The organism is Paenarthrobacter sp. AT5, assembly GCF_032764245.1.
In the GTDB taxonomy this organism is placed as follows: domain Bacteria; phylum Actinomycetota; class Actinomycetes; order Actinomycetales; family Micrococcaceae; genus Arthrobacter; species Arthrobacter ureafaciens.
In genome coordinates this window covers 2,383,973-2,408,044 of record NZ_CP136441.1, presented here as the reverse complement: position 1 = coordinate 2,408,044, position 24,072 = coordinate 2,383,973, and the positions used below count along the sequence as shown (strand labels likewise).

The 24,072-nt window shown below is 65.5% G+C and carries 27 protein-coding genes; 12 read left to right on the top strand and 15 right to left on the bottom strand.

Annotation, left to right across the window (positions count from 1 at the left end; all coding sequences use genetic code 11):
- Positions 1 to 162 precede the first annotated feature (162 nt).
- The 9 genes from RI444_RS11020 to RI444_RS10980 all read right to left on the bottom strand — a co-directional run bounded on the left by RI444_RS11020 (position 163) and on the right by RI444_RS10980 (position 4,016).
- Positions 163 to 393 (bottom strand): hypothetical protein, encoded by a 231-nt coding sequence (locus RI444_RS11020; RefSeq protein ID WP_316963714.1) that lies wholly within the window; start codon positions 391 to 393, stop codon positions 163 to 165.
- Positions 390 to 653 carry a hypothetical protein gene (locus tag RI444_RS11015; RefSeq protein ID WP_133830782.1) on the bottom strand — a complete coding sequence of 88 codons (264 nt, stop codon included), beginning with the start codon at positions 651 to 653 and terminating at the stop codon, positions 390 to 392. The genes RI444_RS11020 and RI444_RS11015 overlap by 4 nt, the downstream gene beginning before the upstream one ends.
- 175 nt (positions 654 to 828) lie before the next feature.
- Positions 829 to 1,320, bottom strand: a complete 492-nt coding sequence (locus RI444_RS11010; protein ID WP_021473537.1) for a single-stranded DNA-binding protein — start codon at positions 1,318 to 1,320, stop codon at positions 829 to 831.
- Between the two features lie 242 nt (positions 1,321 to 1,562).
- Positions 1,563 to 1,826: a hypothetical protein gene (locus tag RI444_RS11005; RefSeq protein ID WP_316963713.1), complete on the bottom strand. Its 264-nt coding sequence runs from the start codon at positions 1,824 to 1,826 to the stop codon at positions 1,563 to 1,565.
- Between the two features lie 19 nt (positions 1,827 to 1,845).
- A complete protein-coding gene (locus tag RI444_RS11000; protein ID WP_316963712.1) occupies positions 1,846 to 2,085 on the bottom strand; it encodes a hypothetical protein in 240 nt (79 codons plus the stop codon).
- Positions 2,085 to 2,405 (bottom strand): hypothetical protein, encoded by a 321-nt coding sequence (locus tag RI444_RS10995; protein ID WP_316963711.1) that lies wholly within the window; start codon positions 2,403 to 2,405, stop codon positions 2,085 to 2,087. The genes RI444_RS11000 and RI444_RS10995 overlap by 1 nt, the downstream gene beginning before the upstream one ends.
- Positions 2,406 to 2,606: 201 nt before the next feature.
- Positions 2,607 to 2,894 carry a hypothetical protein gene (locus RI444_RS10990; RefSeq protein ID WP_316963710.1) on the bottom strand — a complete coding sequence of 96 codons (288 nt, stop codon included), beginning with the start codon at positions 2,892 to 2,894 and terminating at the stop codon, positions 2,607 to 2,609.
- Positions 2,895 to 2,980: 86 nt separating this feature from the next.
- The gene (locus tag RI444_RS10985; protein ID WP_316963709.1) at positions 2,981 to 3,292 is read right to left on the bottom strand and encodes a hypothetical protein; all 312 of its coding nucleotides are present in this window, start codon (positions 3,290 to 3,292) and stop codon (positions 2,981 to 2,983) included.
- A 73-nt stretch (positions 3,293 to 3,365) separates the two neighbouring features.
- Complete coding sequence (locus tag RI444_RS10980; RefSeq protein WP_316963708.1) at positions 3,366 to 4,016, bottom strand: homing endonuclease associated repeat-containing protein; 651 nt, start codon at positions 4,014 to 4,016, stop codon at positions 3,366 to 3,368.
- A gap of 325 nt (positions 4,017 to 4,341) precedes the next feature.
- On the opposite strand from RI444_RS10980, the gene RI444_RS10975 reads away from it, so the two are divergent.
- The gene (locus RI444_RS10975) at positions 4,342 to 5,166 is read left to right on the top strand and encodes a hypothetical protein (protein WP_316963707.1); all 825 of its coding nucleotides are present in this window, start codon (positions 4,342 to 4,344) and stop codon (positions 5,164 to 5,166) included.
- Between the two features lie 56 nt (positions 5,167 to 5,222).
- On the opposite strand, the gene RI444_RS10970 is transcribed toward RI444_RS10975, so the two are convergent.
- From RI444_RS10970 to RI444_RS10960, 3 genes are all read right to left on the bottom strand, one after another.
- Positions 5,223 to 5,660: a hypothetical protein gene (locus RI444_RS10970; RefSeq protein ID WP_316963706.1), complete on the bottom strand. Its 438-nt coding sequence runs from the start codon at positions 5,658 to 5,660 to the stop codon at positions 5,223 to 5,225.
- A gap of 106 nt (positions 5,661 to 5,766) precedes the next feature.
- Entirely contained in the window at positions 5,767 to 6,267 is a 501-nt protein-coding gene (locus RI444_RS10965; protein ID WP_316963705.1) for a hypothetical protein, read from the bottom strand.
- Between the two features lie 430 nt (positions 6,268 to 6,697).
- Positions 6,698 to 6,853, bottom strand: coding sequence for a hypothetical protein (locus tag RI444_RS10960; RefSeq protein WP_316963704.1), 156 nt, complete (start codon positions 6,851 to 6,853; stop codon positions 6,698 to 6,700).
- A gap of 139 nt (positions 6,854 to 6,992) precedes the next feature.
- On the opposite strand from RI444_RS10960, the gene RI444_RS10955 reads away from it, so the two are divergent.
- Complete coding sequence (locus RI444_RS10955; RefSeq protein WP_316963703.1) at positions 6,993 to 7,463, top strand: hypothetical protein; 471 nt, start codon at positions 6,993 to 6,995, stop codon at positions 7,461 to 7,463.
- A gap of 83 nt (positions 7,464 to 7,546) precedes the next feature.
- Positions 7,547 to 7,864 carry a hypothetical protein gene (locus RI444_RS10950; protein ID WP_316963702.1) on the top strand — a complete coding sequence of 106 codons (318 nt, stop codon included), beginning with the start codon at positions 7,547 to 7,549 and terminating at the stop codon, positions 7,862 to 7,864.
- A 70-nt stretch (positions 7,865 to 7,934) separates the two neighbouring features.
- Here the strand turns inward: RI444_RS10950 and RI444_RS10945 are convergent, their stop codons facing one another.
- Positions 7,935 to 8,126: a DUF4113 domain-containing protein gene (locus tag RI444_RS10945; protein WP_316963701.1), complete on the bottom strand. Its 192-nt coding sequence runs from the start codon at positions 8,124 to 8,126 to the stop codon at positions 7,935 to 7,937.
- Positions 8,127 to 8,697: 571 nt separating this feature from the next.
- On the opposite strand from RI444_RS10945, the gene RI444_RS10940 reads away from it, so the two are divergent.
- The gene (locus RI444_RS10940) at positions 8,698 to 9,078 is read left to right on the top strand and encodes a hypothetical protein (RefSeq protein WP_316963700.1); all 381 of its coding nucleotides are present in this window, start codon (positions 8,698 to 8,700) and stop codon (positions 9,076 to 9,078) included.
- A 499-nt stretch (positions 9,079 to 9,577) separates the two neighbouring features.
- On the opposite strand, the gene RI444_RS10935 is transcribed toward RI444_RS10940, so the two are convergent.
- The gene (locus RI444_RS10935; RefSeq protein WP_316963699.1) at positions 9,578 to 10,573 is read right to left on the bottom strand and encodes a UmuC; all 996 of its coding nucleotides are present in this window, start codon (positions 10,571 to 10,573) and stop codon (positions 9,578 to 9,580) included.
- A gap of 343 nt (positions 10,574 to 10,916) precedes the next feature.
- Here RI444_RS10935 and RI444_RS10930 point away from each other — a divergent pair, with 343 nt between their 5' ends.
- From RI444_RS10930 to RI444_RS10915, 4 genes are all read left to right on the top strand, one after another.
- Positions 10,917 to 11,327 (top strand): hypothetical protein, encoded by a 411-nt coding sequence (locus tag RI444_RS10930; protein WP_316963698.1) that lies wholly within the window; start codon positions 10,917 to 10,919, stop codon positions 11,325 to 11,327.
- Complete coding sequence (locus RI444_RS10925) at positions 11,324 to 12,361, top strand: hypothetical protein (protein ID WP_316963697.1); 1,038 nt, start codon at positions 11,324 to 11,326, stop codon at positions 12,359 to 12,361. The genes RI444_RS10930 and RI444_RS10925 overlap by 4 nt, the downstream gene beginning before the upstream one ends.
- A 72-nt stretch (positions 12,362 to 12,433) precedes the next feature.
- Complete coding sequence (locus tag RI444_RS10920; RefSeq protein WP_316963696.1) at positions 12,434 to 12,628, top strand: hypothetical protein; 195 nt, start codon at positions 12,434 to 12,436, stop codon at positions 12,626 to 12,628.
- Between the two features lie 171 nt (positions 12,629 to 12,799).
- On the top strand, positions 12,800 to 13,786 hold the full coding sequence (locus RI444_RS10915; protein ID WP_316963695.1) for an Abi family protein: 987 nt from the start codon (positions 12,800 to 12,802) through the stop codon (positions 13,784 to 13,786).
- Positions 13,787 to 13,793: 7 nt separating this feature from the next.
- Here RI444_RS10915 and RI444_RS10910 read toward each other — a convergent pair whose 3' ends face one another.
- Positions 13,794 to 14,285 carry a hypothetical protein gene (locus tag RI444_RS10910; protein WP_316963694.1) on the bottom strand — a complete coding sequence of 164 codons (492 nt, stop codon included), beginning with the start codon at positions 14,283 to 14,285 and terminating at the stop codon, positions 13,794 to 13,796.
- A 240-nt stretch (positions 14,286 to 14,525) separates the two neighbouring features.
- On the opposite strand from RI444_RS10910, the gene RI444_RS10905 reads away from it, so the two are divergent.
- The 4 genes from RI444_RS10905 to RI444_RS10890 all read left to right on the top strand — a co-directional run bounded on the left by RI444_RS10905 (position 14,526) and on the right by RI444_RS10890 (position 24,022).
- Positions 14,526 to 16,943: a type IA DNA topoisomerase gene (locus tag RI444_RS10905; RefSeq protein ID WP_316963693.1), complete on the top strand. Its 2,418-nt coding sequence runs from the start codon at positions 14,526 to 14,528 to the stop codon at positions 16,941 to 16,943.
- 253 nt (positions 16,944 to 17,196) lie between these two features.
- Positions 17,197 to 18,096: a hypothetical protein gene (locus tag RI444_RS10900; RefSeq protein ID WP_166183071.1), complete on the top strand. Its 900-nt coding sequence runs from the start codon at positions 17,197 to 17,199 to the stop codon at positions 18,094 to 18,096.
- Between the two features lie 41 nt (positions 18,097 to 18,137).
- On the top strand, positions 18,138 to 20,423 hold the full coding sequence (locus tag RI444_RS10895; protein WP_316963692.1) for a hypothetical protein: 2,286 nt from the start codon (positions 18,138 to 18,140) through the stop codon (positions 20,421 to 20,423).
- Positions 20,420 to 24,022: a hypothetical protein gene (locus tag RI444_RS10890; protein WP_316963691.1), complete on the top strand. Its 3,603-nt coding sequence runs from the start codon at positions 20,420 to 20,422 to the stop codon at positions 24,020 to 24,022. Before RI444_RS10895 ends, RI444_RS10890 begins: the two co-directional genes overlap by 4 nt.
- The last annotated feature ends 50 nt before the right edge of the window (positions 24,023 to 24,072 follow it).

The following is a 24,072-nucleotide window of genomic DNA, read 5'->3' as shown; positions in this document are numbered from 1 at the left end:
GGATCGGCTGTGCCGATCCCCTCCACGCCCGGCCAGGAACGAAACCTGAACGAAAAGACAGCGCCCCGCCACGCCGCTGCTGCCGGGAGGGCAGGGCAGGGCGCGCGGGGCGCTGGTGGGGCCGGAGCCACGGAGGGATCGAACCGCTCTGTACGGAAGCTCTCAGCGCCGGATCCCGACGGCGACCTTGCACTGCTTGGTGAGGACCAGGAACTGGATGAAGGCGACGGCAGCCGACTCACCGAGGAAGTAGTGCACTTCTTCGATCGTCATCCCACTGGGGTCGAAGTCGACGATCTGGGGATATGCCTCGGCGAGGATCCGCGCCGCCGCGGGAAGCCCGGCAGCCCGATGGACCTCGGCGGCGGGCTCGAGCTGCTGGACCAGGCTCATTCCGGGTCCTCCAGGTCCATCCGCCCGGTGACGGTGCGGAAGCGCTCCACGGGGCGGGTACCACCGTGATCGGCGACGAAGACCTGGCTGGCGTGAAGGCGCAGCTTCTGGATGACGGCAGTGACGACGTCGTCGACCATGGCCTCGACATCCGGTCCGGGGTGGTCGGTGATCACCGAGCCGACGACGGCGGTGAGCCCTGCGTGCAGGGCCTGGTCGTGATCGGTGGCCTCGACGGTCGCGTCGGCGACGATCTGCATGGCGGAACTCCTTCTCTTGGCTGATGACGTTGGGGGCAGGGCAGGGCGGCGGCCAGCGAAAGCAGATCCCCGTCCGAGCAGCGCGAGGCTCCTCGGACGGGGACTGTCGGCGTGCGTGACCCGCCTATTCGGTTGTTATTCAGTTGTGGGTTGTGCTGGGTGCGGTCCGCGCTTCTCAGGAGAAGGGCAGCTCCTCGCTGTGGACGGCGCTGGCGACGGCCGGCTGCGGTGCGGCAGCGGCTGCGACGGGAGCCGGAGCCGGCTGGGTCTGCAGGGCCTGGTTCTGCGCCTCGGCGGCAGCGACGCGCTCGTTCACGCGGGCCTGGGTCACCGAGCGGGGCTCGAGGAACGTGATGTCCTCGACGACTGCCTTGAGCTCGAAGACCTCGACGCCGTTCTTGGTGTAGCGGTCCTGGCGCAGCTTGAGGTTCACGGCCACGAGGTCACCCTTGTGGATGCTCGCGAACGGGCCGATGCCGTTGGTGGTCGCGCGCACGAAAGCCTCGACCGGCACAGCGTCAGCGCCGCGGTTGCCCTGGCTGTCGGTGTAGTTGTGGTCGGCCATCAGGGTGAACGCGACCTTCTTGGAGCCGTCCTGGTTGTTGAAGACGACCGGGTCCTTGGTCAGGCGGCCGATGACGGTGGCGGAGTTGCGGGGGTTCGACATGAGTGTTTCTCCTCGTTGTGCACGAAACGCGCGGGCAGTGTCCCTGCTCCGCGCGCGATGGTGAGTTGAAGTGTTCGGTTGTCTCTCAGACCCCCATCCGGATCAGCTGTGCTGATCAGACGATGATCTTTCGAATGAAGACTCGGATCAGCTGTGCTGATCGAGCGCTCCTCAGTGCTCCTTCCGGATCAACTGCGTTGATCCCAGATGGCCTTGCCCTGTCCTGCATTACCGGTCCCGCATCAGCTGTGCTGATCGAACCCGGTCCTCCCGGTCCCCGGCCAGCCCGGTGCTGCCCGGAGATCCCAGAGCTCAGCTTCGATCTGGTCGGCCGCGGCGACGTCGCCACTCGTGCAGGCCCGCCGGTAGTCCTCCTCCAAATACGCGACCCGCACGTCCCGCTTCGGGAACCGCCGCCGGAACATCGACCAGCCCATCCACGCAACGCAGATCATGAAGGCCAGAGTGGCGATGACGACACCGGCGCTCTCGATGACGTTGTCCATCGTGTTCCTCCTGTCTGCTTCAGACCCGCAGCCGTCGGCGGACCAGGTCCACGAGCGTCGGGTCGGGTGCTTGTCCTTGGGCCTGCTGCAGCTGCAGCCAGGCCAGGACGTTCTGCGTGTCCTGGGCCTCGAGCTGGCGGCGCGCGACCTCCAGCTGCTCCTCACCGGGGGCGAGCATCCGTCCCTGGAGCTGTTCGATCTTCTCGAGGTGGCCGGTGCTCAGCTTCAGGATGCTCAGCGCATGGGTGTCCGCGGCCATCAGAGCGTCACCTCGACTTCGTGGGCGGTAGAGGCGAACGGGCTGACGGTCACGGAGCGCATGATGCGCACGAGCCCCGCCTCCTGCAGGCGCTCGGCCAGTCCAGCGTGTTCCGACCAGTCCTTGATGAACACTCGCCCCGGGCTGGCTACGAGGCCATATGCCTCGAGGTTCACCGAGATGCGCTCGGGGGCCTCGTCGGTCAGGAGTACGAGGCTGCGCTGGGCGTCGGCGTGGCGCAGGGTCCCCGTGAGCTCGATGACGCCGAAGTCGACGGCAACGCTGTGCTTGATGACGGGCGGTGCGATGGTCTGGTCCATGGTTCTTCTCGCTTTGGATGCCTGCACGGGCAGATGAATGGTTGTTGACCCCGGGCCGCCGTGGCTTCGTTGCCGGGCTGCGGCAGGGACGATGTGCCCGGCGCTTCTCGCGACGGCCCTGGGGCTGTTCGTGGTGCGGCGGTGGGCCGCATGAAGTCTTGACCCAGCCCCGCAGGAGGCCAGGGGCCGGAAGGGGTCTGGTCAGAGTCCCCGGCGGGCCCAGTCGTAGACCTCGGCGGGACCGCGACGGGACCTCGCAGGGCCCTGGCCCTGCCCCTGGATGAGACGAAGGGTCGGGCGGGCGGTGGGTACAGGAATGGGAACGAGTGAGCTGTCCGCCTCCTCGGCCTGCGGCTGCTGTGCTGCCGCCTTGTCTTTATGTCTGCGCCGGAGCGCAGCCTCGGCCTCGGCGTAGAGCCAGATCAGCCCGAGCACAAAGACGGCGAGGAGCACGATGAGGGCCCAGCTCTGCAGTGGTGTCATGGGCATGAGCGGGACGCTCCTTCACTGGTCGATGGTTCAGTCGATGAGTCCCCCGGCGCAGCTGCGCTGCGTCGCTGTATCCCTGCCCCGGGTCAGGAGGCCCGGCGGGCAAGGGTGTGCCCACAGGCGAGGTACGCGATGTCGTAGAGCGGGGCCGGGCCCCAGGCGGCCTTCCAGTCCGCGGGCAGCGGCAGCGTCTCCGTCATGCGCAGGACGACGTCCTGCGGCATGCCAGGGATGCCGCCCTCGACGTCGGGCACCGGATCGTCCCCGGGGGTGCAGCCGCCGCACCACTCCTGTTCGGGCAGGAGCGCAGCGGCGGCCTGCAGTTGGATCTGCTGTGCGATGGCGTCCGACGGCGGTGCGTCGTCGATGACGTCATGGAGGGGGCGGGCGATCGTCATGATGGAGTCCTTCGGTCTGTGTGCGGTCAGTGGGATGAGCGGGATGGCAGCCACCCGCGCAAGGGCCGCCGGCTCAGCCCACGGCGAGCTGCGTGGCCCGCGACCAGCTGCCCATCCGGAACCGGATGGTGGCCGCCGGCGGGACATGGGTCCGGCAGATGCCGTCGGTGCCGCCGGTGCGCCAGGCCTCGTAGGCAAGCACGGCGATGGAGCCGGTCTTGATCCAGCACTCGCGCAGGGCGTCGAGGATCATCTCCTCGGTCCACTTCGTGGTCGCGCCCTGGAAGTGCAGCGGCTGCTCGGTGGTGTTCAGGCCCGCTCTCTCCAGGGCTGCATTCCAGGAGCCGAACCGGCGCTCCAGCAGCGGCGCGGATGGTTCGTCGTCGTGTCTGCGGCGGATGTAGTCGTTGCGCGGGAGGCTGTCCCGGTCCGCGGCGCAGCGCAGGAGCGCGTCGACCATCTGCTGTTCGGTGTAGGTCTGGACAGGCCCTTGGAAGGCTCGGGCCGGCTCTGCGGGGTCGAATGCCGTGCAGGCGTAGCCGTTTCCGGCCAGCGCGTGGGAAATTGTGTGCTCCGAGATCCAGTGATCGTCTGTGTGCGGTTCCGGGTTCTCGCACTGCACGCCTCCGCTCTCGTAGTGCTGGCACAGCAGGTGCTCCTGCACCTGCGGGTCCGCGATCTGGCAGCGCGGCATCAGGCCTGTCGGCACAGTCGTCCGGGTCATTGACAGTCCCTCTTTCAGGTCGGCGTCGTCCGGGCACGGCATGCCGTCCCGCTCCGGCCCACCCAGGGACCGGGTGACGCGTTCGGGACGCGTCGAGCACCCGTCCGGATCAACTCCGTTGATCCCTCCCAGCCCAGCTGCCCCCTGGCGATACCAGGCATCGCCAGGGCCTGGCGCAGACCTTCTGTCAGCCGTCTTTTGTGTCGCTCTTCGCGCATTATCCAATAGACCATTCGATTGACCTATCGGATAAGATGTACTGGAAGACCAGTCGGATGCGGGCTCTGTGCCATCCGGCGCAGACACCGACCCGACAGGAGAGGCCATGGCAATGAAGACCCCGATGACGAGGAAGGCGGCTTTGTCCGCCGCCGCACTGGCGGTGCTGGGCAGCCTGCTCGCCGGATGCTCCGGCGGCTCAGAGACGGCAGAGCCGTCGTCGAGCCCGAGCACCAGCGCGGCGAAGGTGACCAGCGGGGACCTGGGTAAGGCGCTGGACAGGCTCGTGTTCCAGGGCACCGGGGCCAAGAGCACCGACGGCGGCGCGTGCCTGGTCCGCGCCGTTCAGGACAAGAAGCTTTCGGATGCCGCGCAGGCCTATATCGTGGGCAAGGGCAGCGACGACATCGCCGCGGTGGCCAATGGCCTGCGCGAGGTCAGTGCGATGGACGCGGCGATCATGCTCTCCCCCGAGCTGCGCGACAAGTTCGACGCCTGCGTCGACGCAGTGATCCCGCCGACCACGGCTCCGGGTGCCACGGCCAGCAAGGATCAGGCCTACGCGCCGCCGAAGCAGGGACAGGAGCTCCCCCAGGCCCGGCAGCCGGATCTCACGCCGAAGTTCCCGGTGCCGCAGGGCACGAGCATCAACGCCTCCTCGCAGCTGACCGCGGGACTCGTCTCGATGTTCTCCTCATACGCGCTGAACGAGGATCAGAAGAAGACCTACGCCGCCTCGGGCGAGTGCCTGGCGGGCGTCGTCTTCCAGGCGCGGTTCTCGCAGGAGACGTTGCGCTTCCTCGCCGGCGGCGCATCCATAGGGGTCGGATCGATCTCGGACTTCCTGCCAAAGGACGAGGACACGTTGATCTGGAAGTCGAAGGACTTTACCTCGGCACTCGTGGACTGCACGGCCAGCGCAAAGGTCTGAGGCGCATCCATCGCGGGTTTTCGTCCTGCCGCTGATTAGCGTCTGATACGTCGGCACTAGAGCCGTTTTGGCTGCGCCTTGCCGAGGTGCGCGCGCACCACGGCAATATCCCTCGTCGGGTCGCGCAGGATCCGCTTCGACTTGACGACGAACGCGGACTTCTCGATCACAATGAGCTTCAATCCATGTTTGGGGATAAGAAGGCGCTTGCGTTCGTCGTAGAGGCGACGTTGCTCGCCGCGACCGACACCAGAGACGGTCTGCCGCCGATCGAAGAACGGCGACGGCTTCGAATGCTGCTCCTCCTGGAACTCGACGACGAGCTTGAGATCGGACCAAAAGCCGTCCACGGGTAGCTTGGTGCCGAGGGGTCGCAAAGGGGACGGGTCGCCGCGGAGCCAATCGAACGTCGCTTGGCGACAGCTGCTCATGCCGAGGACGCCATCGCACAGGTCAAGCACGTAGTGCTCATCGGACGCAGTGCGGTCGACCATGGCGTGATTCTTGCAGAGTTCAGCCGAGAGGCCCATGCTTCATGGGTTCAAAAACGTCGTTTGGTCCGCTCTGAGAGCTGAGGATCTCGGAACCAGGGTATATCGGTCAGTGCCGGCGGCGGCCTGATACGGCCCGGTGCCAGTAAGCCGCTTCCGCGCTCGTCAGCATCTCGTAGATCTGCTCGACCACAAACTTCCCCAAATATGGGCGTTCCTCGGCGCTCAAAGTTCCCAGAGACACCAGTGCAGCCGCCAACAGTGCGTCGTCCTCGATCGAAGGCTCAACCCATTCCCGCACGCCATCGTCGGCAAGGTCCTCCCAGACATATGGCGAGGTTGCTATGGCCTCCCTGACCGCGCCGAGTCGCACCCTTACGTCTCCGCTGCGGGACCGCGTGTAGAGACGGATCTGATATTCATCCGAGGCCGGGGGCGCAAGAGCTGCCCCGCCGGCTAACGGATGATGAGCAGCAATGACCTGGTAGCGGGCCCGGGCAGGGTGTCGGTCATGGAGGTCCTGGCGTATTTCCCTGATGCGGTGCCCGGGGCGCAATGTTGCAATTCCAGGGATGCGGTTGTCCCGCCTATTCGCGTTGTGTGGTGCCATGACCTGTCCCGACAAGCGGCCAATAGGTGTCCCCTCCCTCATGATAGGCCCGGTTCGGACGGAGGTTGAAGGGCACCGGATCGAGGCGGCTGGGCATACCGGAACGAGCTTGATCGTCCCTGCGGTTTTCCACATACGCCAGGACTCCCCTACCGGCAGTCGGCAACCGATGCTGCACTGGAGGCATGCTCAGCTACGAAGACATCATTCTGCTCGGCGAGGAACGGGTCCTGGTCATCCAGGAACACGAAGAGAGCCGTTGCTGGTGTGGCCAGACCTGGCAATGACCAACCTTAGCGGGCGCTGTCTTGGTTGTATGGTTGGTGCTTCCTGATGCCGGACTGCTTGCTTCAGGCCGGACCAGGACCTTGCTGGGAAGGGGCCAGGTGAATTCAGCAGGGTATCCGGGCGGAGGAGCATACTGAAACGGTTACCCCTCACGGTCCGGAACGCGAATGATGATCATCCGGGATCCTTCCGGGATTTTGGCCTTCGCCGCGGCCAGGGTGGTGCCATAGTCGGGGCCCGTCGCGCTGACGCGCATCATTTCGCCCTGGGCATCTTCAATGGTCAATTCAACCTCCATAGCTCTGAGCATAGAGCCCTGCCCGGCCGTCCTCTGTCCGTTGGAGAAGAGAAAGTTCTCAAGTAACAGCATGCGCAGTGAGTAGCCTGCCTAAGACCGGAGTGAGACTGGGATTGCCGGTAAAGGATAGACTGCCTGAGTGCCCGGTCATGATCAAGAAAGCCCGTTCGATCGGGCGCAGCCGCTCAATCCATCACGTCTTCAGCAGCCCAAGGACAAGTCAGTCCAGTCTGAGCCCATTGAAGTGCGCCCTGAGGCCGCCGGAGCCTGCGAGCAGGATATGAGCCAGGGCCCGACCCGCTGGCAGCGGATCAAGGAGCATCCGGCTTTCAAGACAGGTGTCGCCGTTGGCGCTCTTGCGGCTGCTGGCGCGGTCACGTTGTTGGCGCTGAGGTCGCCCGAAGCATTCAAGCAGGTCAGCACCGCGCTCTTGGAGAAAGTCCCTGAGTTTACGGAGACGGCTTTCGAAGGCATCGGTGATGAAGCCATCAGAAAGTCTCCGACCGAGCATAGTGTCAGTGGCCATCCGCGCCTGCAGCACTACGGTCCGGGCCGCACAGAAACAAGGATCGTCCAGGTCTCGCCGTACTCCCGTGGAGGCAGTGCCTAACAGGCGTATGGGATACTGGCCGTGACGAGAATAGCGGATGTGCTTGTCGTCAGCGGTTGATCTCGTACCAAAAGACCGCTTCGGTGGAACGTATCGGGACGGTAGGACATTTGGGCTTCTTTGATTTCCTTGCGAAAAAGGAAAAAAGCTGGGACGAGATCGATGCCTATAAGGGTGAAACGCCCCCGTGTCCCAACTGTGGGACGCCCCTGGTGAAAAAGTTTGTTTACTCCGAGACGTACTGCCTTGAGTGCCGCTACGGTCTTGATGACGATGACGATGACGATGGCGACAGCGAGGCGCTGAGTGTTTACGATGCAGCTCAGATCTGGGCCTCACACGGTAAGGATGAGGATTACATGTTCGGGTATTCCTGGGAGGAACTCGAAGCCGCGCTTTAATGTGGCAGGTGGCTGCTCGAGTTTGCTGCCGGCGCGGGTGCTGTTGAGGTCCTGCGCTTCCCTTACCTCGCTATGCCACAGCGACCGGCAGCTCGTCCCAGTGGGTCGTGCAGCGCTTCGAGAGCATGGCGCGCTTCATCTCCCACGCCGGCGGGGTCTTCATGCCACCCAGGCCCACACCCACTGCCTGCGCGCCGAGCTTTCTCGTGATTTCGTCAAGTACCTTCCCTACTCCCCGATCTTCGAATTCGGATTGGAACACAGGTAGGAACTGAACGCCGTGGAATTTAGGTTTGCGCTCTAGCCTTTAGGGTGGCGTCCTAATTCGGCCTCTCATCTCCGACCAGATTCGCTTCGCCGAAAGTTCGACATCCGCCCTACAAATCCCGCCCAAGCGGGTGGAATTCCCGATTTGATGTCGCTTTAGCAGCGCGATAACGCAGCTCAGTCGATGGGATTCGACTGAGCTGCGTTGTTTTGTGCACCCACCCCGAGGGTTGAACTCGTCCCACAGGGGCGGCCTCTTCGGATTGGGATCCTTACCCCGCTCTCTTACACAGAGCCGAATCGAGCTTGACTGGTTCGATGCCCATCGAATGTGTATTTCGCCGAGGATCGGACTTCGTGCCAGGGAGGCACCAAGGAAGTTGTGATGGAGAGTTTGCGATAAAGGGACTGGCTGCTGGGAGATCCGAAAACGCCGTCAGCGCGCCCTCGGACGCCTGACCCCATCAAGTTTGAGACAATAAAAAATGCGGCCTCAGCCGCATAGGAAATTATCAACCCCAGCTGTCAACTAAACCGTCAGCAGTCCCATTCTTCAGGAGGTACTTATGTCTCACACGCCGCTCGCTGACGGACTATCCCGACGCAAGGCCTACCGCGCGATGTCCGTCATTGTTGGCGGGGTAGGGATCGCGATCACCATTTATGGCTTTGTCGCGAGCGCAGTCGCAGCGATTGTCATCGGACTCGTTCTTTTCGTGGTCGTCGGATTCGCCTTTCATGTTGCGGCGAACGTCACCATGAACAACGCCATATCTCGCGCTGCCGAAGCAGCTGGCGGTAGTGCCCACGGGGCAGAATACATTCCCGCGATCCACGGCTTGCATATTGACGCCTTTCAGCAGGCCAGGCTGAAAAGCGCGATGTCGGGGCAGCCGATCGATGACGCTTTCCGCTTCGAGATGGCGCGCCTTACATCGGGCGGATGATCCGGGGGGCAACCCACATCGCCCGTCACACGCGACGCGTGGCGGGCGATGTAGGTTGCCGGGGTCGGCTACAGCCTGAGCTGCGCGAGCTTCGCCCGAGCACGCGTCAGGCGTGCTGTGCCTCCAGCGGGTGCCTTCACGGCGACGACGGACGTCGTCCTGTTGGCTCCGACCGCGACGAATGAGAATTCGAACACTTCGAGGTCGCGCAGCTCGTAGGTCTTACTGCCGATATGTCGAGGGGGAGTAGAGTGCAGGAGACCGCTCCAACACGTTATCACTTGCCTGTACGACGGCGTTGATGCCAGCACGGAGTCGAGGGAAGGGCGCACGTACTGCCTCGTCTGCAATAGTCGGGGACACCGAGTGTTCGAAAGCACCTTCCGGAGCAGCGGGCGAGCTTCTCAGCGGCCCGTTCGTCGAAGCATTGGAGCTTAAACTGCCCGACACGCACGCGCCCGCAAGCGGCAGGGCCAGTTCCGACCAAGAGGTTATTCGGTCACGGAACGTGGTCACCCGCGCGCAGTCCCGTGAGTACAACTCCTGCACGGGCGTAGCGGATACCGGCGGTCGGAAACAAATCAGGCAGGATCACACTGGCAGCTTTCGTAAGCGCGATCGGGTCATCGGTCGGCATAGCCAGCGGAACAGCCCGGTGGGCTGAATGCGGTACGGTTCCTTCGTCGGCCCAGCCCATCGAGGCCCACACCGAGAGCACGCCGGCGACGGACCCCTGGGCCCGAAGACGTGCTGAGACCCGCTGGGCGTAGATCGACAGAACCTGATGCATCTCATCAGGGTTTGTAAGCTTGCGCGAGAAGCTCCTGGAATAGATCAGCTGTTCCTTGGCAGCCGGCGGCTGGGTCTCCAGCTCGATGCATTTTTGCCCGCGCAACTCCAGGATGGTTCTTTCCATGACGACGGAGAAGCGTTTGCGGAGCCATTTGGCATCAGCGTCGCGCAGTTCTCTGGCTGTGTGGATGCCGAGCGCAGCCAGGCGCTTGCCGTTACGTCCGGCGACGCCCCAGAGATCAGTCACATCGAGGGAGTCAAGGATCCGGTCAAGCTGCTCCTCCGAAAACCGCCGGAGATCGAGAACTCCATTGAACGCGGGGTTTTCCTTGATGCCGAGAGCCGCTACCTTGGCGAGGGTCTTCGTGGGACCGATCGCGACGCGGACAGGAATGCCGGTCAGCTGGAGGACCGTCCGTCGGATCTCCTGTCCCCGTGGTTCGAGTTCTTCAGGAGTGCCCCGCAGCTTCAGCCAGCTTTCGTCGATCGAATACGCTTCCTGCCACGCACTGAAGCGGCCCAGAATGGTGGCAACCCGTGCACTTAGCGAGCCATAGAGCTCATAGTTCGATGACCTGGCTTCGACGCCCTTGGCCTGGCACCAGCCGCGGATCTGCCAACGGTTCTGGCTGCGAGGCCTGCATGTCCACTTCCTTTTCGAACATATATTCGATCGAATCGTACGCCGGGGCGGGAACGGCACGCAACATGGAGCAAATGCCCGGCGGACTGGACAGGCCTGGGCTCTGGGACGGCATGCAGGAATAAAGGCCCCGGTGCGCTTCATGCGCGCCGGGGCCTTCTCTTTTTCGCACCAACGGGAGGTGCGAACCAACGTTCAGCGGCCCCGGCCTTGGGTTCGAGGAACCGAGGCCGCCTGGGACACGCGATCAGGCGCTGACCGGGTGACGCAGACGACTCTACCTGCCTGCCCGATCTCTCTGCAAAGGTCTGTCACAACTCATTGCTAAACCATTCATGACAGGCATTCGAATGACGTTAGAATGGAATCGTACATCAGTCGAATATGACAGGAGAGGCCAGACATGACCGTCGTCGACGAGCCGAAGGCTGCGCCTCCTGCTGCGCGGGCTGCGACCAGGTCCGGTGGACCGAGCACCGACCAGAACGGCAGCGACCGCAGGGAGCGGGTCTTTACCCGCCTGTCCTCGGACGAGAAGCAGCGGGCGGAGTACTGGGCGCAACGGCGCGGCTACCCCTCCGCCAACGAGTACTACGCCGAGGCCATCGCCGAGAAGATCCGGCGCGAGAACCTCGACTTCGACATCCCCGATCTGCTCACCGCGCGCATTAACCAGGTCGTCGACGAGCTCAAGGCGCTCTCGACGAACAACGCCAACCTCGAGCGGGTCGTGACCATGGGCTTCGACTCCCTGCTCGGGCTGACCAGGGGCGACAACTATCTGCTGGACGTGGAGAACGGGGAGCTGACGTGAGCCAGGGGCTGAACGAGATCATGCCGTCCACCGACGAGCTGATGGACGTCGACACGTCCTTCCTCGATGCGTACCGGACCGGCGGCAGCGAGGGCCTGAAGCGGGCCCAGGAACGGGCACAGCAGGCGGAGCCGGAGCAGGACACGCCGGAGAAGGCTGAAGCCCCGCAGCAGAGCGCCGAGGACCTCGACCGGGACACCGGTGCCAGTCAGCGGGGAGGCTCGGGAGCAGGCAGCGCCACTCCCCCGGCCCAGAACGACGCCATCGCCGTGGACACAGCAGCGACGCCACAGGTGCACGACGACGCAGACGCCGAAGCGCACCCCGCGGCCCTCCCGGTGTCGCCGCCGGAAGATGCCAACCTCCTCCCGCCCGTCCCGCTCCAGCACACCGACCATCAGGAGGCCGTGCAGTCTGCGGCGGCCAGGGGCGGCTCCGGAGGAGGGGACGAGGGCAGCGAGTCGTTGCCACAGAGCGGCTTCCGGCTCGACGGCGTGAAGAGCCAGCCCGCCGTCCGGGCCCTGCCCGAGGCCATCGTCGGCGCGCTGCGGGAGCAGCTGCGCTCAGCGGCCGTCCGTGAGCTCGGTGTCGGCGACACGGCAGCCCGCGAGTTCGCCGAGCGGTTGAGCCAGGCAAGCCTGGTCACGGCCTTTCTGCTGGCCCAGCTCGACCTTGGACTGGCGACCGATGCCGCCACCCGGCGCGCGGCGCAGCTGTTCCGCTCCCGTGATCCGCTGCTGGGCAGCATCGCGGCGCGCATGGAAGCCCTGGAGCGTCGGGGCCGTGAGCAGACCCAGGGCCTGGCCGCGCTGCACGGGCAGCTGGGTGAGGTAAAGGAGACCAGCGCGGCGATCGAGCAGGCAGTCGCGTACTCGATCGCGGACCGCACGAGCAACTTCCTGCGCGGATCGCACAACATCCACGAAGCACCGATCACGCACAAGGACGCGGTCTTCGTCCGCGACCGGGTGCGGGAGGCGACGAAGAAGCAGGCGAAGCTCGAGCGCGAGCGGGAAGGGCGGCCGATCCGATGAGCACCGCCACGCACAGGAGTACAGCGACCGACGCCGAGCGGTTCTGGGAGAAGGTCGAAAAGGAGGCGGGACGTGGCTGAGTCTTGGCTGGAAGAGCGGCTGGCTGATGACACTCGAGCAACTGATCAAGGTGGCGTGTACAAGTCATTCATTCTGCGACAGGTTGCTGGTCTTGAGGCTTATGCGTCTGATCCGGAATCGCCGCTTGAGCTGCAAGTTGATTGGGAGGCGTTTTACGAGTCGGTAGTGAACGGCGGGTTGTCATAGTGGATGAAGGCCTACCTTGTCCGTTTGGCCGTCGCGCTGCCGACCTCCGGACGGTGATTAGCGCCGTTCAGCGTCAGCGATGCATGGACAGACGATCCGTGCTACTTTATAGCCATCACGATCAGCCCGTTGCCGCAAGGCGCGGGCTGATTTTCTTTTCGGGGGAGGAACGTGGCCGAGTACGCGAAGCCATGGCTGTCGGTCGACGCACAGATCGACCGGCTGGCGTGGCACGGGGCAGAGGTCGGGGAACGGGACCGGGCAGCCGTGCTGCTGGGTGCAGTCGGCTACTACCGCCTCACCGGCTACCTCTACCCCTTCCGCGAGTCCGAGCGCTACGCCGACGAGGACAGGCGTTCTCGCATCCGGGTGCTCAGCGGCTACCGGCCGGGCACGACGCTGCGCCACGCCGAGGAGATCATCGACTTCGACCGGCAGCTGCGCATGCTGGTCATGGACGGCGTCGAGCGGATCGAAGTTGCCGCGCGGATGCGGATCGGCTACGTCCTCGGACGCCGGTCCCCCTTCGCCTACGAGGACCCGGAGTGCTTCACTGAGGCCTTCACAGCCGAGAGCACCGATGTGCGGGATCCCGCGCCGAGCCCGCATGTGCGCTGGCTCCAGCGCGTCAACGAGCGGCGGGCCAGCTCCGACGAGCAGTTCGTGGAGCATTTCAGGCAGAAGTACGACGACAGGATGCCGGTGTGGGCGCTGACGGAGGTCCTCGAGCTGGGGCACCTGTGCGTGCTTTACCGCGGCATGCACCAGCAGGATGCCGAGGAGATTGCCCGTGAGTTCGGCGTGCCGACGAAGAAGGTCATGATCAGCTGGCTCGCCAGCCTGAACTACGTGCGCAACGCCGCTGCCCACCATGCCCGGCTGTTCAACCGCAAGCTCCAGAACGCGCCGTCGCGGCCGAAGGTCGGAGCGGTGCCGGTGCTGGACCACCTGCGCGATGAGCAGACCGCCAAGGGTGTCTTCGGCACGTACAACGCCCTGGCCGTGATCGCGTACCTGCTGCGCGCCATCGACCCGGACACCGGTTGGTCCGGTCGGCTGGCGGCTTTGCTTCGCCAATTCCCGGTCTCACACGCCCTGACCATCGAGTCGATGGGCGCGCCCGTGGGCTGGGAGTCGCTCGAGCTCTGGCGCGGCTGAGGCGGAGCTAGGACCGGACGGTGAGCCGGCCTTCCTTCATGTCGTCGCGCAGCTGCGACAGCATGTACCAGTGCGCGCCTTTGGGCTTGAGTGAGATGTAGTGCTCGTGCTGCTTGCCATCCTGCTCCCAATCCAGGACCATCTCCGGACGGCGCAGCAGGCCCTGGTATTCGTCGACGTCGGCCCGGATTTCCACGCGCACACGTTCGTCCGCAGGCGGCACCAGCAGCACCGCGACGTCGCCCTCGTAGCTCAGTGAGACCTCCTGGGCGAGGAGCCGCCGTACGTCGGCCGTGCAGATCTCTCCGCGGGCGACGTCGAAGACGTTCTTGCCGTGCGTGGCGCTCTCCCAGGCGTCGATGCACTCGATCAGCATCGAGCACCCCTGGGCGATACGGATGATGTCCGCCTCGTCTGGCGGCCAGCTGCCCTCCTGCATCTCGATGAACATGCTGCTGAAGTCCTGTGGTGTGCGCAGGAAAGCGTGGTCGAGGGCCATGGGATTCGTGCTCCTGGGTCGGGCGTGAGCGGGTGGCGACTCTATAGACGTTACCTCGATCCGGGGTCGCCGTGAATGATCCAGGCCCTCTCTGACCGGCGTGCCGGCGCGGGCCTCGCCGCTCCCACTCGACTCGCTATGCGACTCGCTCAGATTCGCCATTCGACTCGTTCTGTCGATAGACTTGTGACTGATTTATGAGTCGACTGGTTTATGAGTCACCGACGAAAGGGAGTCACGATGGTTGTCGGTATTCTCACCGAGAAGCCGAGCGCGGCGCGGCACTTCGCTGCAGCCCTCGGCGGCATGAACGGCACGTACAACGGGGAGCAGTTCGTCATCGCCCACGCCCGGGGGCACCTGTACGAGTTCGTCGATCCGCACCGGATGGTGGCGGATCCGGACGTGGCCGGGAAGTACCGGACCTGGGACCTGGGCAACCTGCCCTGGGATCCTCAGCAGCTGGACTGGAGGCTGGAGGTGATCAAGAACGCGAGCTCTGTCGCCCAGGACGTGAAGCGGACCCTGGGCAAGTGCGACGAGATCGTGATCGCCACCGACGTCGACCCCACGGGCGAGGGCGGCATGATCGCGGTCAATGCCTTCCTCGAGTTGGGGCTGAAGCCGGGCAAGTGGTCGCGCATGTACTTCACTGATGAGGCTCCGGCCTCGCTGCAGAAGGCCTTCGCCGCGCGCAAGGTCATTCCGTCGCTCTTGGACTTCGACGAGTACCGCAAGGCGCGTTACCGCTCACAGTTCGACCTGCTCTCGATGCAGTTCACCCGCATCGCCACGAACATGGCGCGCCAGTCCGGGCAGGACACGGTGCTGCGCCAGGGCCGGTTGAAGTCGGCAATGGTCAAGCTCGTCGGCGACCAGCTGAAGGCGTACAACGACTACGTCAAGAAGCCGTTCTTCCAGAACCGGTTCCGTGACGAGAACGACGTGATGTACACGAACCCGGAGGAGCCGCGGTTCGACCAGAAGGACCAGGTGCCGAACCAGTACGGCCCCTCCCCCGTCGTGCTCGACGGCAAGGCGGCGAAGCAGACCGCGCCACCGAAGCTGCTGGACCTGGCCGCACTGTCCTCGCTCCTGGTGGGCAAGGGGATCAAGGCCCAGCTCGTGCTTTCGACCTACCAGTCCATGTACGAGGCCCAGGCCGTCAGCTACCCGCGCACTGCCGACGTGACGATCACGCCCGAGCAGTTCGACGAGCTCGCGCCCCTGGTGGACAAGATTGCCGGGGTCGTGGGTGTGGACGTGAAGCTCCTGACGCACCGCCAGCCGCGCAAGACGCACGTCAAGCCCCAGGGCGCGCACGGTGCGAACCGGCCGGGCCCGAAGGTGCCCGCTTCACTGGACGAGGTCGAGCAGCGCTTCGGCAGGGCCGGCCGCCTGATCTACGAGACGCTGGGCAAGAACTACCTGGCGATGATCGCCGAGGACTACATCTACGAGCAGCAGAAGGGCCACGTCAAGGACTATCCGGACTTCGTGGGCATCGCCAACGTGCCCATGTCGGCGGGCTGGAAGGCGGTGTTCGATCCGGACGCCGGCGACGACACCGCCGAGGGCGACGAGAACGAATCGGCCAAGGGCCTGGGTACCAACGCTGAGCCCTTCGTCTTCGAGGGTGCGAACAAGCGCCCCGAGCACCCGAGTATGAAGTGGCTGATGAAGCAGCTGGAGAAGCGCGACGTGGGCACGGGTGCCACCCGGACCTCGACGTACTCCGAGGTGACCTCGACGAAGACGAAGTACCCGCTGCTGTTGGAGAAGGGCCGCAAGCTCACCCTCGCCGAGGCCGGGGACATGAGCTGGCGGCTCCTGCCGGGGACCCGGATCGGCGATCTGGCGCTGACCGAGAAGGTCTATGCCGATATGAAGGAGATTGCCGCGGGCAGCGGCCCGAGCGCAGAGGAGCGCCTCGCGGTCGTGGCCGACTGGGTGCGCGAAGACATCGCGACCATGCAGAAGAACGCGGCGACGATGCGCTCCGCACTGGGGCTCAAGGAGGAGGCCGTCACCCGGAAGGAGCGGGCGCAAGGTACCTGGGCCAAGACGGGCAAGGATGTGGTGTTCGCGCGTGAGTGGGGCGGCCACCGCTTCACCGACGACGAGGTCGCCCGGCTGCTGGCCGGGGAGACGATCGAGTTTTCGGCGAAGAGCACCACGGGCAAGGCCTACGAGGTCTTCGGCGAGCTTGACGAGGGCACCTTCAAGGGCCGGAAGTTCGTCGGGTTCCAGAAGCTCGGCTTCGGCCGCCGCGACGCCAGCGGCAACGCGCTGCCGCCGGCGTCCTGGTGCCACTACACCTTTACGCCCGAGGAGATCGACCGCCTCATGGCTGGCGAGGGCGTCGAGTCCAGCGACTTCGTCTCAAAGAAGGGTAACCGCTTCCAGTGCAAGGTCTTCTTCCGCGAGGAGAAGAAGGGTGAGGGTAAGAAGATCGTGCCTGACTTCGAGGCCTCCCTGGACTCCCCGCCGAAGAGCTGGTGCGGGGTTGCCTTCACCGACGATCAGCTCGCGGCACTGGCCGCGGGCAAGACGATCAAGGGTACGGGCTTCACCTCGAGCAAGGGAAAGAAGTTCGACGCGACCTTGGCCTGGAAGGACGAGGGCGGCAAGAGGAAGCTCGTCCCCTCCTTCGGCTGAGGTTGCGCAGACTCGTTCCTGAATGATTATTCGGAGGTCAGTCCGACAGACTGCCCGTCCACGTACATCAGCACGCCACGGCACCGCCCGACGGCATCGGATCGCACGTCCGAGTCCGTTGGGCGGTGCCATTCTTGCGTCAGTCACGCTCGATTCGATAGGTCTATCTAAGGTAGAGTAGTCATGTATCCCTCGTCTATGAGGGCATTCGGACAGGCACAGACAAATCAGTGGTGGCAGCAGGGAGAGATTCATGGCGAAGATGTCGTACAAGGTGCCGACGAGCCTCAACAGGTCGTTCCTCGACCACGAGATCACGCTCAGCAAGGGCGGCTGGGCGGCCAAGCCCTCCCCCATCAAGCAGCTGTTCTTCTTCGGCGGGGGCGCGCTGGCGCTGCTGTGGGCGGTGACGCAGACCTTCGTGGCGAGCTCGGGTCCGGTGTTCATCACGCTCTTCGTCATCTGGGGCCTGGCACTGATCGTCTACTTCGGCGGCATGACCAAGACCAAGGAGCTGCGGGCGATGAACGTGCCCGCCCTGCTGGCGTACGCCCCCTCCCGTGCACGCAACGTCTTCACCCGCCGCAGCTCGGACCCGAGCGACTTCTACTCGATCGTCGGCATCGACGGCATCGAGGAGGACGGCCGGATCCACTTCTCCGACGGCGGTGAGGGGCAGGTCTACCTGGTCGTCGGCTCAGCGTCGTACCTGCTCTTCGACGAGGACCGCATCGGCATCCTGGACCGGGTCGACGCCTTCTGGCGCAAGATCGACACGAACTGCGAGTGGGCCTTCGTCACCACGAAGGAGCCGCAGCGGATTTACCACCAGGTGGCCTCGCTCGAGCACCGCAACCACGCCCTCGAGGTACGCGACCCTGACCTGATCGAGCTGCAGAACGAGCAGTATGACATCCTCACGCAGCACGTCGGTGGCAAGTTCACCTCGATCCACCAGTACCTGCTGCTCAAGGGCAAGAGCGCTGACGCTCTGCGCCGGGCGCACATGGTGCTGCAGTCCGAGGTCGAGGGGTCCGCGCTGATGATCAAGGAGGCTACGGTCCTCGACCGCGAGGAGACCGAGCCCATGCTGCGGGTCTTCTACCAGGGCATCGAGGACGACCTGCACTCTCTCAAGGCCTCACTGAACTGACCGGGCCGAGCTGGACGAACAAAGGAAGGACGAAGGGTGACATGGCGCTGATGACGAAGGCCCGCGCGCAGCTGGGCATTCCGGGGAAGAAGCCCCGGGGCGGGGACGCGACGGCCGTGCCGGGCGTGGATGAACTGGAGGCCGCTCTCGACGGCGATCCCGCCACGGACGGGACGGCGGAGCCGTCCGAGGTGACCGCGCCGGCGGTCGCCGCTGAGCCGGCCGAGGTGGCCGAGCCGAAGAAGAACTGGTGGCAGCGCCGCCAGGAGATGAAGAAGCTGGAAGGGCGGTTCGACTCGTATCCGCACCTGCTGGCGCTCAAGCCTCGGGAGAAGTACGTCTTCCGCTCCGACTACTTCGAGGTCGACGGTTCCGTGGCGTGCGTGCTCGCGTTCTTCCACGACGACGCCGCCCACGACAACTTCGCCGCGTTCTGGGGCATCGACCGGATCCCGGACGGGCTCGACGAGCGCGTCACCGCGGTCGTCCTGGAGCAGGTGCGCCGGATGGACGAGAAGTGGGTGGATTCGTTCACCAAGCAGTCGGAGAAGCTCGACCGCCTTGACGCGAACGAGCAGGAGGAGACCGGCACGACCTCCTCCAAGCGCAAGGCCGCCAAGATCTCCTCTGACCTGGAGGTCACCATCGGCGAGATCCAGGACGGCGCGAGCTACCTGTCGGTGCACAACCGCCTGTTTCTCAAGGCTCCGGACCTCGAGACGCTGGACGACTCGGTCGACCGCGTCACGCGCCTGTACATCGACCGCTTCGGCACGCTGAAGGCTGCGGCGTACGCCGGCGAGCAGCGCCAGGAACTCTCGGGCCTGTTCAAGAACAACGAGAAGAAGCGCGGCAAGGGCTTCCACTTCACCTCGACCGAGCTCGCGGGTTCGTACTCGCTGGTGACTAACGGCCTGAACGACCGGGGCGGCGAGTACGTCGGCTACATGGTCGGCGACGTCAACAACTCGGCCGTACTCATGGACGTGAACCGGTACGAGCACCACGTTGTCGTGGCAGACGGGACCCTGAGCGAGTACCTGGATCGCCAGCGTGTGTCGAACATGTGGTGCTCGAAGATCTCGCAGGCCTGCATGCTCGGCAACGGCTCGGTGGTCCACCTCGTGCTGGACGGGGCGGACCTGGACAAGCTGGGCCCGAACTTCGAGCGGTTGACCTCGCGCGTGGACCTGAACCGCGGTGACGTCAATCCCTTCGAGCTGTTCGGCGACGAGGACGACGAACTGACGGTCTTCGCAGCGCAGATGGAGAAGCTCAAGCTGATGTTTGAGCAGCTCTACGAGACCACGGACGGGGCAATCGGCTCGATCATCCGCTCTGCGCTGGAGGACACGGCGACCGACTTCTACGTCGAGCAGGGCATGTGGCGGCACAATGCCAAGGACCAGCGGCACCGCCTGCGCGTGGTCAACATCCCGCACCCGCAGGTGCCGCGGCTGCAGATGTTCGTCTCGTACCTCGACACCGCGCACAAGGCCCTGCTGAACTCAAGCAAGACCGACCCCGACCAGCTGCGCGCGTACAACGTGCTGCGCGGCATCGCGAACACGATGCTCAGCACGAACGGCGACCTGTTCAACAACCACACGGCATCGGCCGTGGACGGGGTCCGGGATGCCCGGCGCGTGGTCTACGACTTCTCGCGGCTGATGCGCCGCGGCAAGGGCGTGGCCATGGCCCAGCTGGTCAACATCGTCGGCTTCGCCGTCGGCAAGCTCGGGCTCGGGGACACCGTGGTGATCCACGGCACCGAGCAGATTGACGACCGCGTCAAAAAGTACCTGCGCGACCAGTTCGAACACATGCACGAGCGCGGCGGCCGCGTGGTCTACAGCTACAACGACGTCGACAAGATGCTCGCGGACTCGGACTTCAACAAGTTCGACGCCGCGGACTACACGCTCTTCGGGCCGATGCGCGACCGCACGGTGGCGGAGTACCAGAAGCAGCTGCACCAGCAGATCCCGCCGGACCTCGCCCAGCTCATCACGACCAAGGGCGAGAACCTTACCTACCTTCGCCGGGACGTGTCGAACGTGGTCTTCCACCTCGACCTCGCGCTGGGGATCAACCCCTTCCGCGAGGCCCAGCGCAGGCAGGTTCGCCTGGAGGCCGCCAAGGCCGACGAGGCGGCCCGGATGGACCAGCTGATGAAGGACAAGCCGGCACCCGGCGCGAAGCTCACCAGCGCCCGCCAGAGCGTCGAGTCCGAGGAGGACCGCTCTGAGGACCAGGTGGGGCGGGCCGACCGCAGGAAGGAGATGAAGAAGGCCGGGACCGCCCCGCGGAAGCTGGGCAAGTCATGACGGCCATCACGGACACGACAGACAGGAAGGGAAAGATGAACGGGACCATCACGCTCGCGGCGCGGGCCCGGGCCGCGGCGACTGCCCGGGGCGGGCTGGTGCGCGTCCTGGCTCTGTCGCTGCTCGTGGCACTGGTTGTGCCGCTGCTGATGACGGTGTTCGCGCCATCGGCGCACGCTGCCGACGACGAGGACCGCGACAATTACTCGCTGTACCAGCTGGCGTCGAATGCCTCGACGTACTTCAGTCAGGAGAACTCCCCCGAAGGCAAGGACAAGCCCGAGGATCGGATGAACGAGGACTGGCGGGCGATCACCGCCGACCCGGCGACGGGCGGCGACATGCTCGGCTACGCCGACTCCGAATTCAGCCTCTTCAACGTAGTCGGCTGGCTCTTCGCCGAGGCGACGGGCTCCACGCAGACCATCGGGTACGACACGCTGAATGCGACAGCCAGCGGCAGCGGCAAGAACGTCTACTCCGGCATGGTGGACTACGCCCACTTCGGCGCGGCCAACGCCGACCTCGGCCTGGACACGATGTCCTCGGGCATCGGTGGACAGATCCTGTCGCTCATCGGCGGCGGCGGGATCTGGCTGCTCTACGCGATGGCGCTGGCCGTGGGCACGCTGTTCTATCTCATCATCCAGCTGCTGAAGGTGCTGAACCCGTTCATGTGGTTCTACCAGGCGGTCGCAGGCGTCGCGGACTCCGGCGGCAATACGAACAGCGCGCACCAGCAGGACCTCGCCGACGGGATGAGCGGTGGCCAGGCCGGCGGCGGTGCCCTGGCGGGCCTGCAGCACTGGATCGCAAGCTGGTACGGCCTGCTGCAGTCCATCGCCTGGGAGGCGCTGGTCCCGCTCTTCATCGGATTCCTGATTATTGGCCTGGTGCTGTTCAAGAAGATGGACCGCGGCTCGGCGATCAAGAAGCTCGTCGTGCGCGTCGTCTTCATTGGCGTGGGCCTTCCGCTGATGGGTTCGATGTACACCGGCGTCCTGGACAAGTTCGATGACTCGCTGCTGGGCCAGCACGCCGGCCCGACCCGTGTGGTGCTCTCCACGTACGTGGACTTCGAGGCCTGGATGATGAACGACCGTCTCGGCGTTCCCGATGAGGCCGTTATCGCCTGGGACAACGGCCAGGCCAGCAACAACGCGATGATGTCGGTGCGCACGACGGCACTGGCGATCAACAAGCAGGCGCACGGTTCGACCTTCCGCGACATCAGTGTGGGCCCCGGTGCGACCAATGCCGAGACGGCCTGGAAGAACAGCCTGGTCGGCATGGAGGGCAGCCCGGCGGGTGACTTCAACGCCGTGGGCGAGACCTTCGGCATGCTCAACAGCTACATCTCGGGCCAGATTACATCGGCGTCGGACTTCGAGTCGGGCATCAAGAGCGCGATTACCAACCTGCCGGTCAACAGCGACGTGAAGAAGGAGTGGTTCATCGACAAGAAGTCCTACGGTGACAGCGACAACTTCGGCGGGCACGGCGAGTCGGACTACATCCCGACCAACCACCCGGTGCTGGCGGCCGGCGGCAAGGGCCTGACCTCCTCGAACCCGGGCGGGAACACGACGAGCTTCTCGACCCAGAGCACCAAGCACGGCTGTGGGTTCTCGGTCTGGGCGGACAACGCCCCGGTCTCCTGCAACATGTCGGCGCTGTCGGCGTACAACTACCTGAACACCGGCTTCGGCCCCGACTCGATGACGATGTACAGCTCGAACAACGTCACCAGCGGCCTGACCCGCGAGGACCACATGGCGGTCAGCCAGGTCGGCACGGGCCCGGCGAAGTTCATGTACTGGCAGAACGCCGGCGTCGTGTTGGGCAGCATGGTCCTGCTCGGCTTCTGGTACGCCATCGGCATGCTGGTGGGCGCGGTCAAGCGCACCTTCAGCCTCGTGGCCGCGGTGCCGTTCGCCACGCTGGGCGCGATCGCCGCGATCAGCAAGGTGATCGTCTACTCCGTCGCACTGATCCTCGAGGTGCTGGTGACGCTGTTCATCTACCAGTTCGTCTCGGAGCTGCTGATCTCCATCCCGGACATCATCTCCGGACCGGTGTCGGCCTGGATGTCCCAGGACGGCCTGTGGGGCTCAGGCATGCTCGGCGGGATCATCGTGGTCATCCTGACCCTGATCTCCTCGCTGCTGATCATCGGCATCACCTTGGCGCTCCTGCGGGTGCGCAAGGTCGTGCTGCAGGCGATGGACGAGGTGTTCACCAAGCTCGTGGACAAGTTCCTCGAGACCAACACCGCACCGAAGCCGGACAAGAGCGGCATGCTCCCCGCGCTGGCTGCGGGAGCCGGGGCCGGAGCGGGCATGGCCATGGGTAACAAGCTCGCCTCCGGCGTCGGCGGCAAGCTCGGCGGCAGCGGGGCCACGAAGCCCGGCGGCACCCCCGGTGCCAGCAAGGGCTCGTCGACCAACGCCGGCGGCCTGAACGGTGAGCAGAAGTCGCTTGCTACCGGGAAGGGCGCACTGGCCCTGGCCGCCGGTCCGAACGACGGTCCGGAAGCCGGCCCCGACGGCGGCAGCCCCGCCGGCCCCGGTCCGGTTCCCGGCGGTGGTGGTGACAGCGGCGGCCGCGGCCCGTCCGCTGGTGGTCCCGAGGGTCCCGGCGACAAGGGCGGTCCTCTGCAGCTCACGGGCGGCAAGGCGGGGAGCTCCCGCTCCGACAAGGAGACTGCTCAGACCCTGAGCGGCAAGGGCGGCCTGTCGAACCTCGGCTACAGCACCGGCCAGGGTCCCTCCTCGAGGGGCGGCCAGGCCACCGGCGGCCAGACGAGCTTCGGGCTCGGCGGCGCGCAGGGTGCTCCTGGTACCGGGCAGCCGGGCCATGGCCAGGGTCAGGGCCAGAAACGGGACGGGCTCACGGGCGGCACCGATAGCGGTGCGCACACCAGCCGTGGCCGTAAGGCGGACGCCGGCCAGTCGGCACCGACGCAGTTCGGCACTGGACAGCAGGCGGCTCCTGCCTCCTCGGGCCAGGGCCCGCGCTTCACCGCTGGCACCGTCGGGCCCGCGCAGGTGAACCCCGTCGTCGCAGCGGTCCCGGGGATTCCGGGCACCCGGGCGACGCGGGCCGCCGAAGGCCAGCAGCCGCAGGCCAACGCGGGTTCCGGCTCCCGTGCTGTGCAGGCAGGACCGGGTATCCCGCAGGCCAGCGGCAGCCAGCGCCGCAGCCCGCAGGCTCCGGTCCAGGCTCCGACCGGCCAGGGCAGTGCCCACCGGGCTCCGGTCCAGCCCCGCACCGGCGCTCCGGCGCAGGCGCAGGCGCAGGGCCAGTCCGGTCAGCGTCCGCAGGCCCCGGCTCCTGCTCCTGCTCCTGCTCCTACCCAGCCCCGTGTCGGTGGCCGGGTTACCGGAGGCGCTCAGGGCAGCCAGGGTGTCCAGCCGACTCCACGCAGCGGACGTCGACCGGCACCGGCGGCTCAGGCTTCGAAGGCTTCGGCTCCCACCCCGGCCCCGAAGCCGTCGCAGCAGGCTCCGGCCCAGCAGCGGCGGACGGCGGATCCGGCTCCGAAGCACCCGGACGGTCCCGTGTCGCGGAGGAAGCCGGCTGAGGACCCGAAGAACTGATCGTTGGTGATGAGGGCGGCGCACTCCGACAAGGGGTGCGCCGCCCTTTG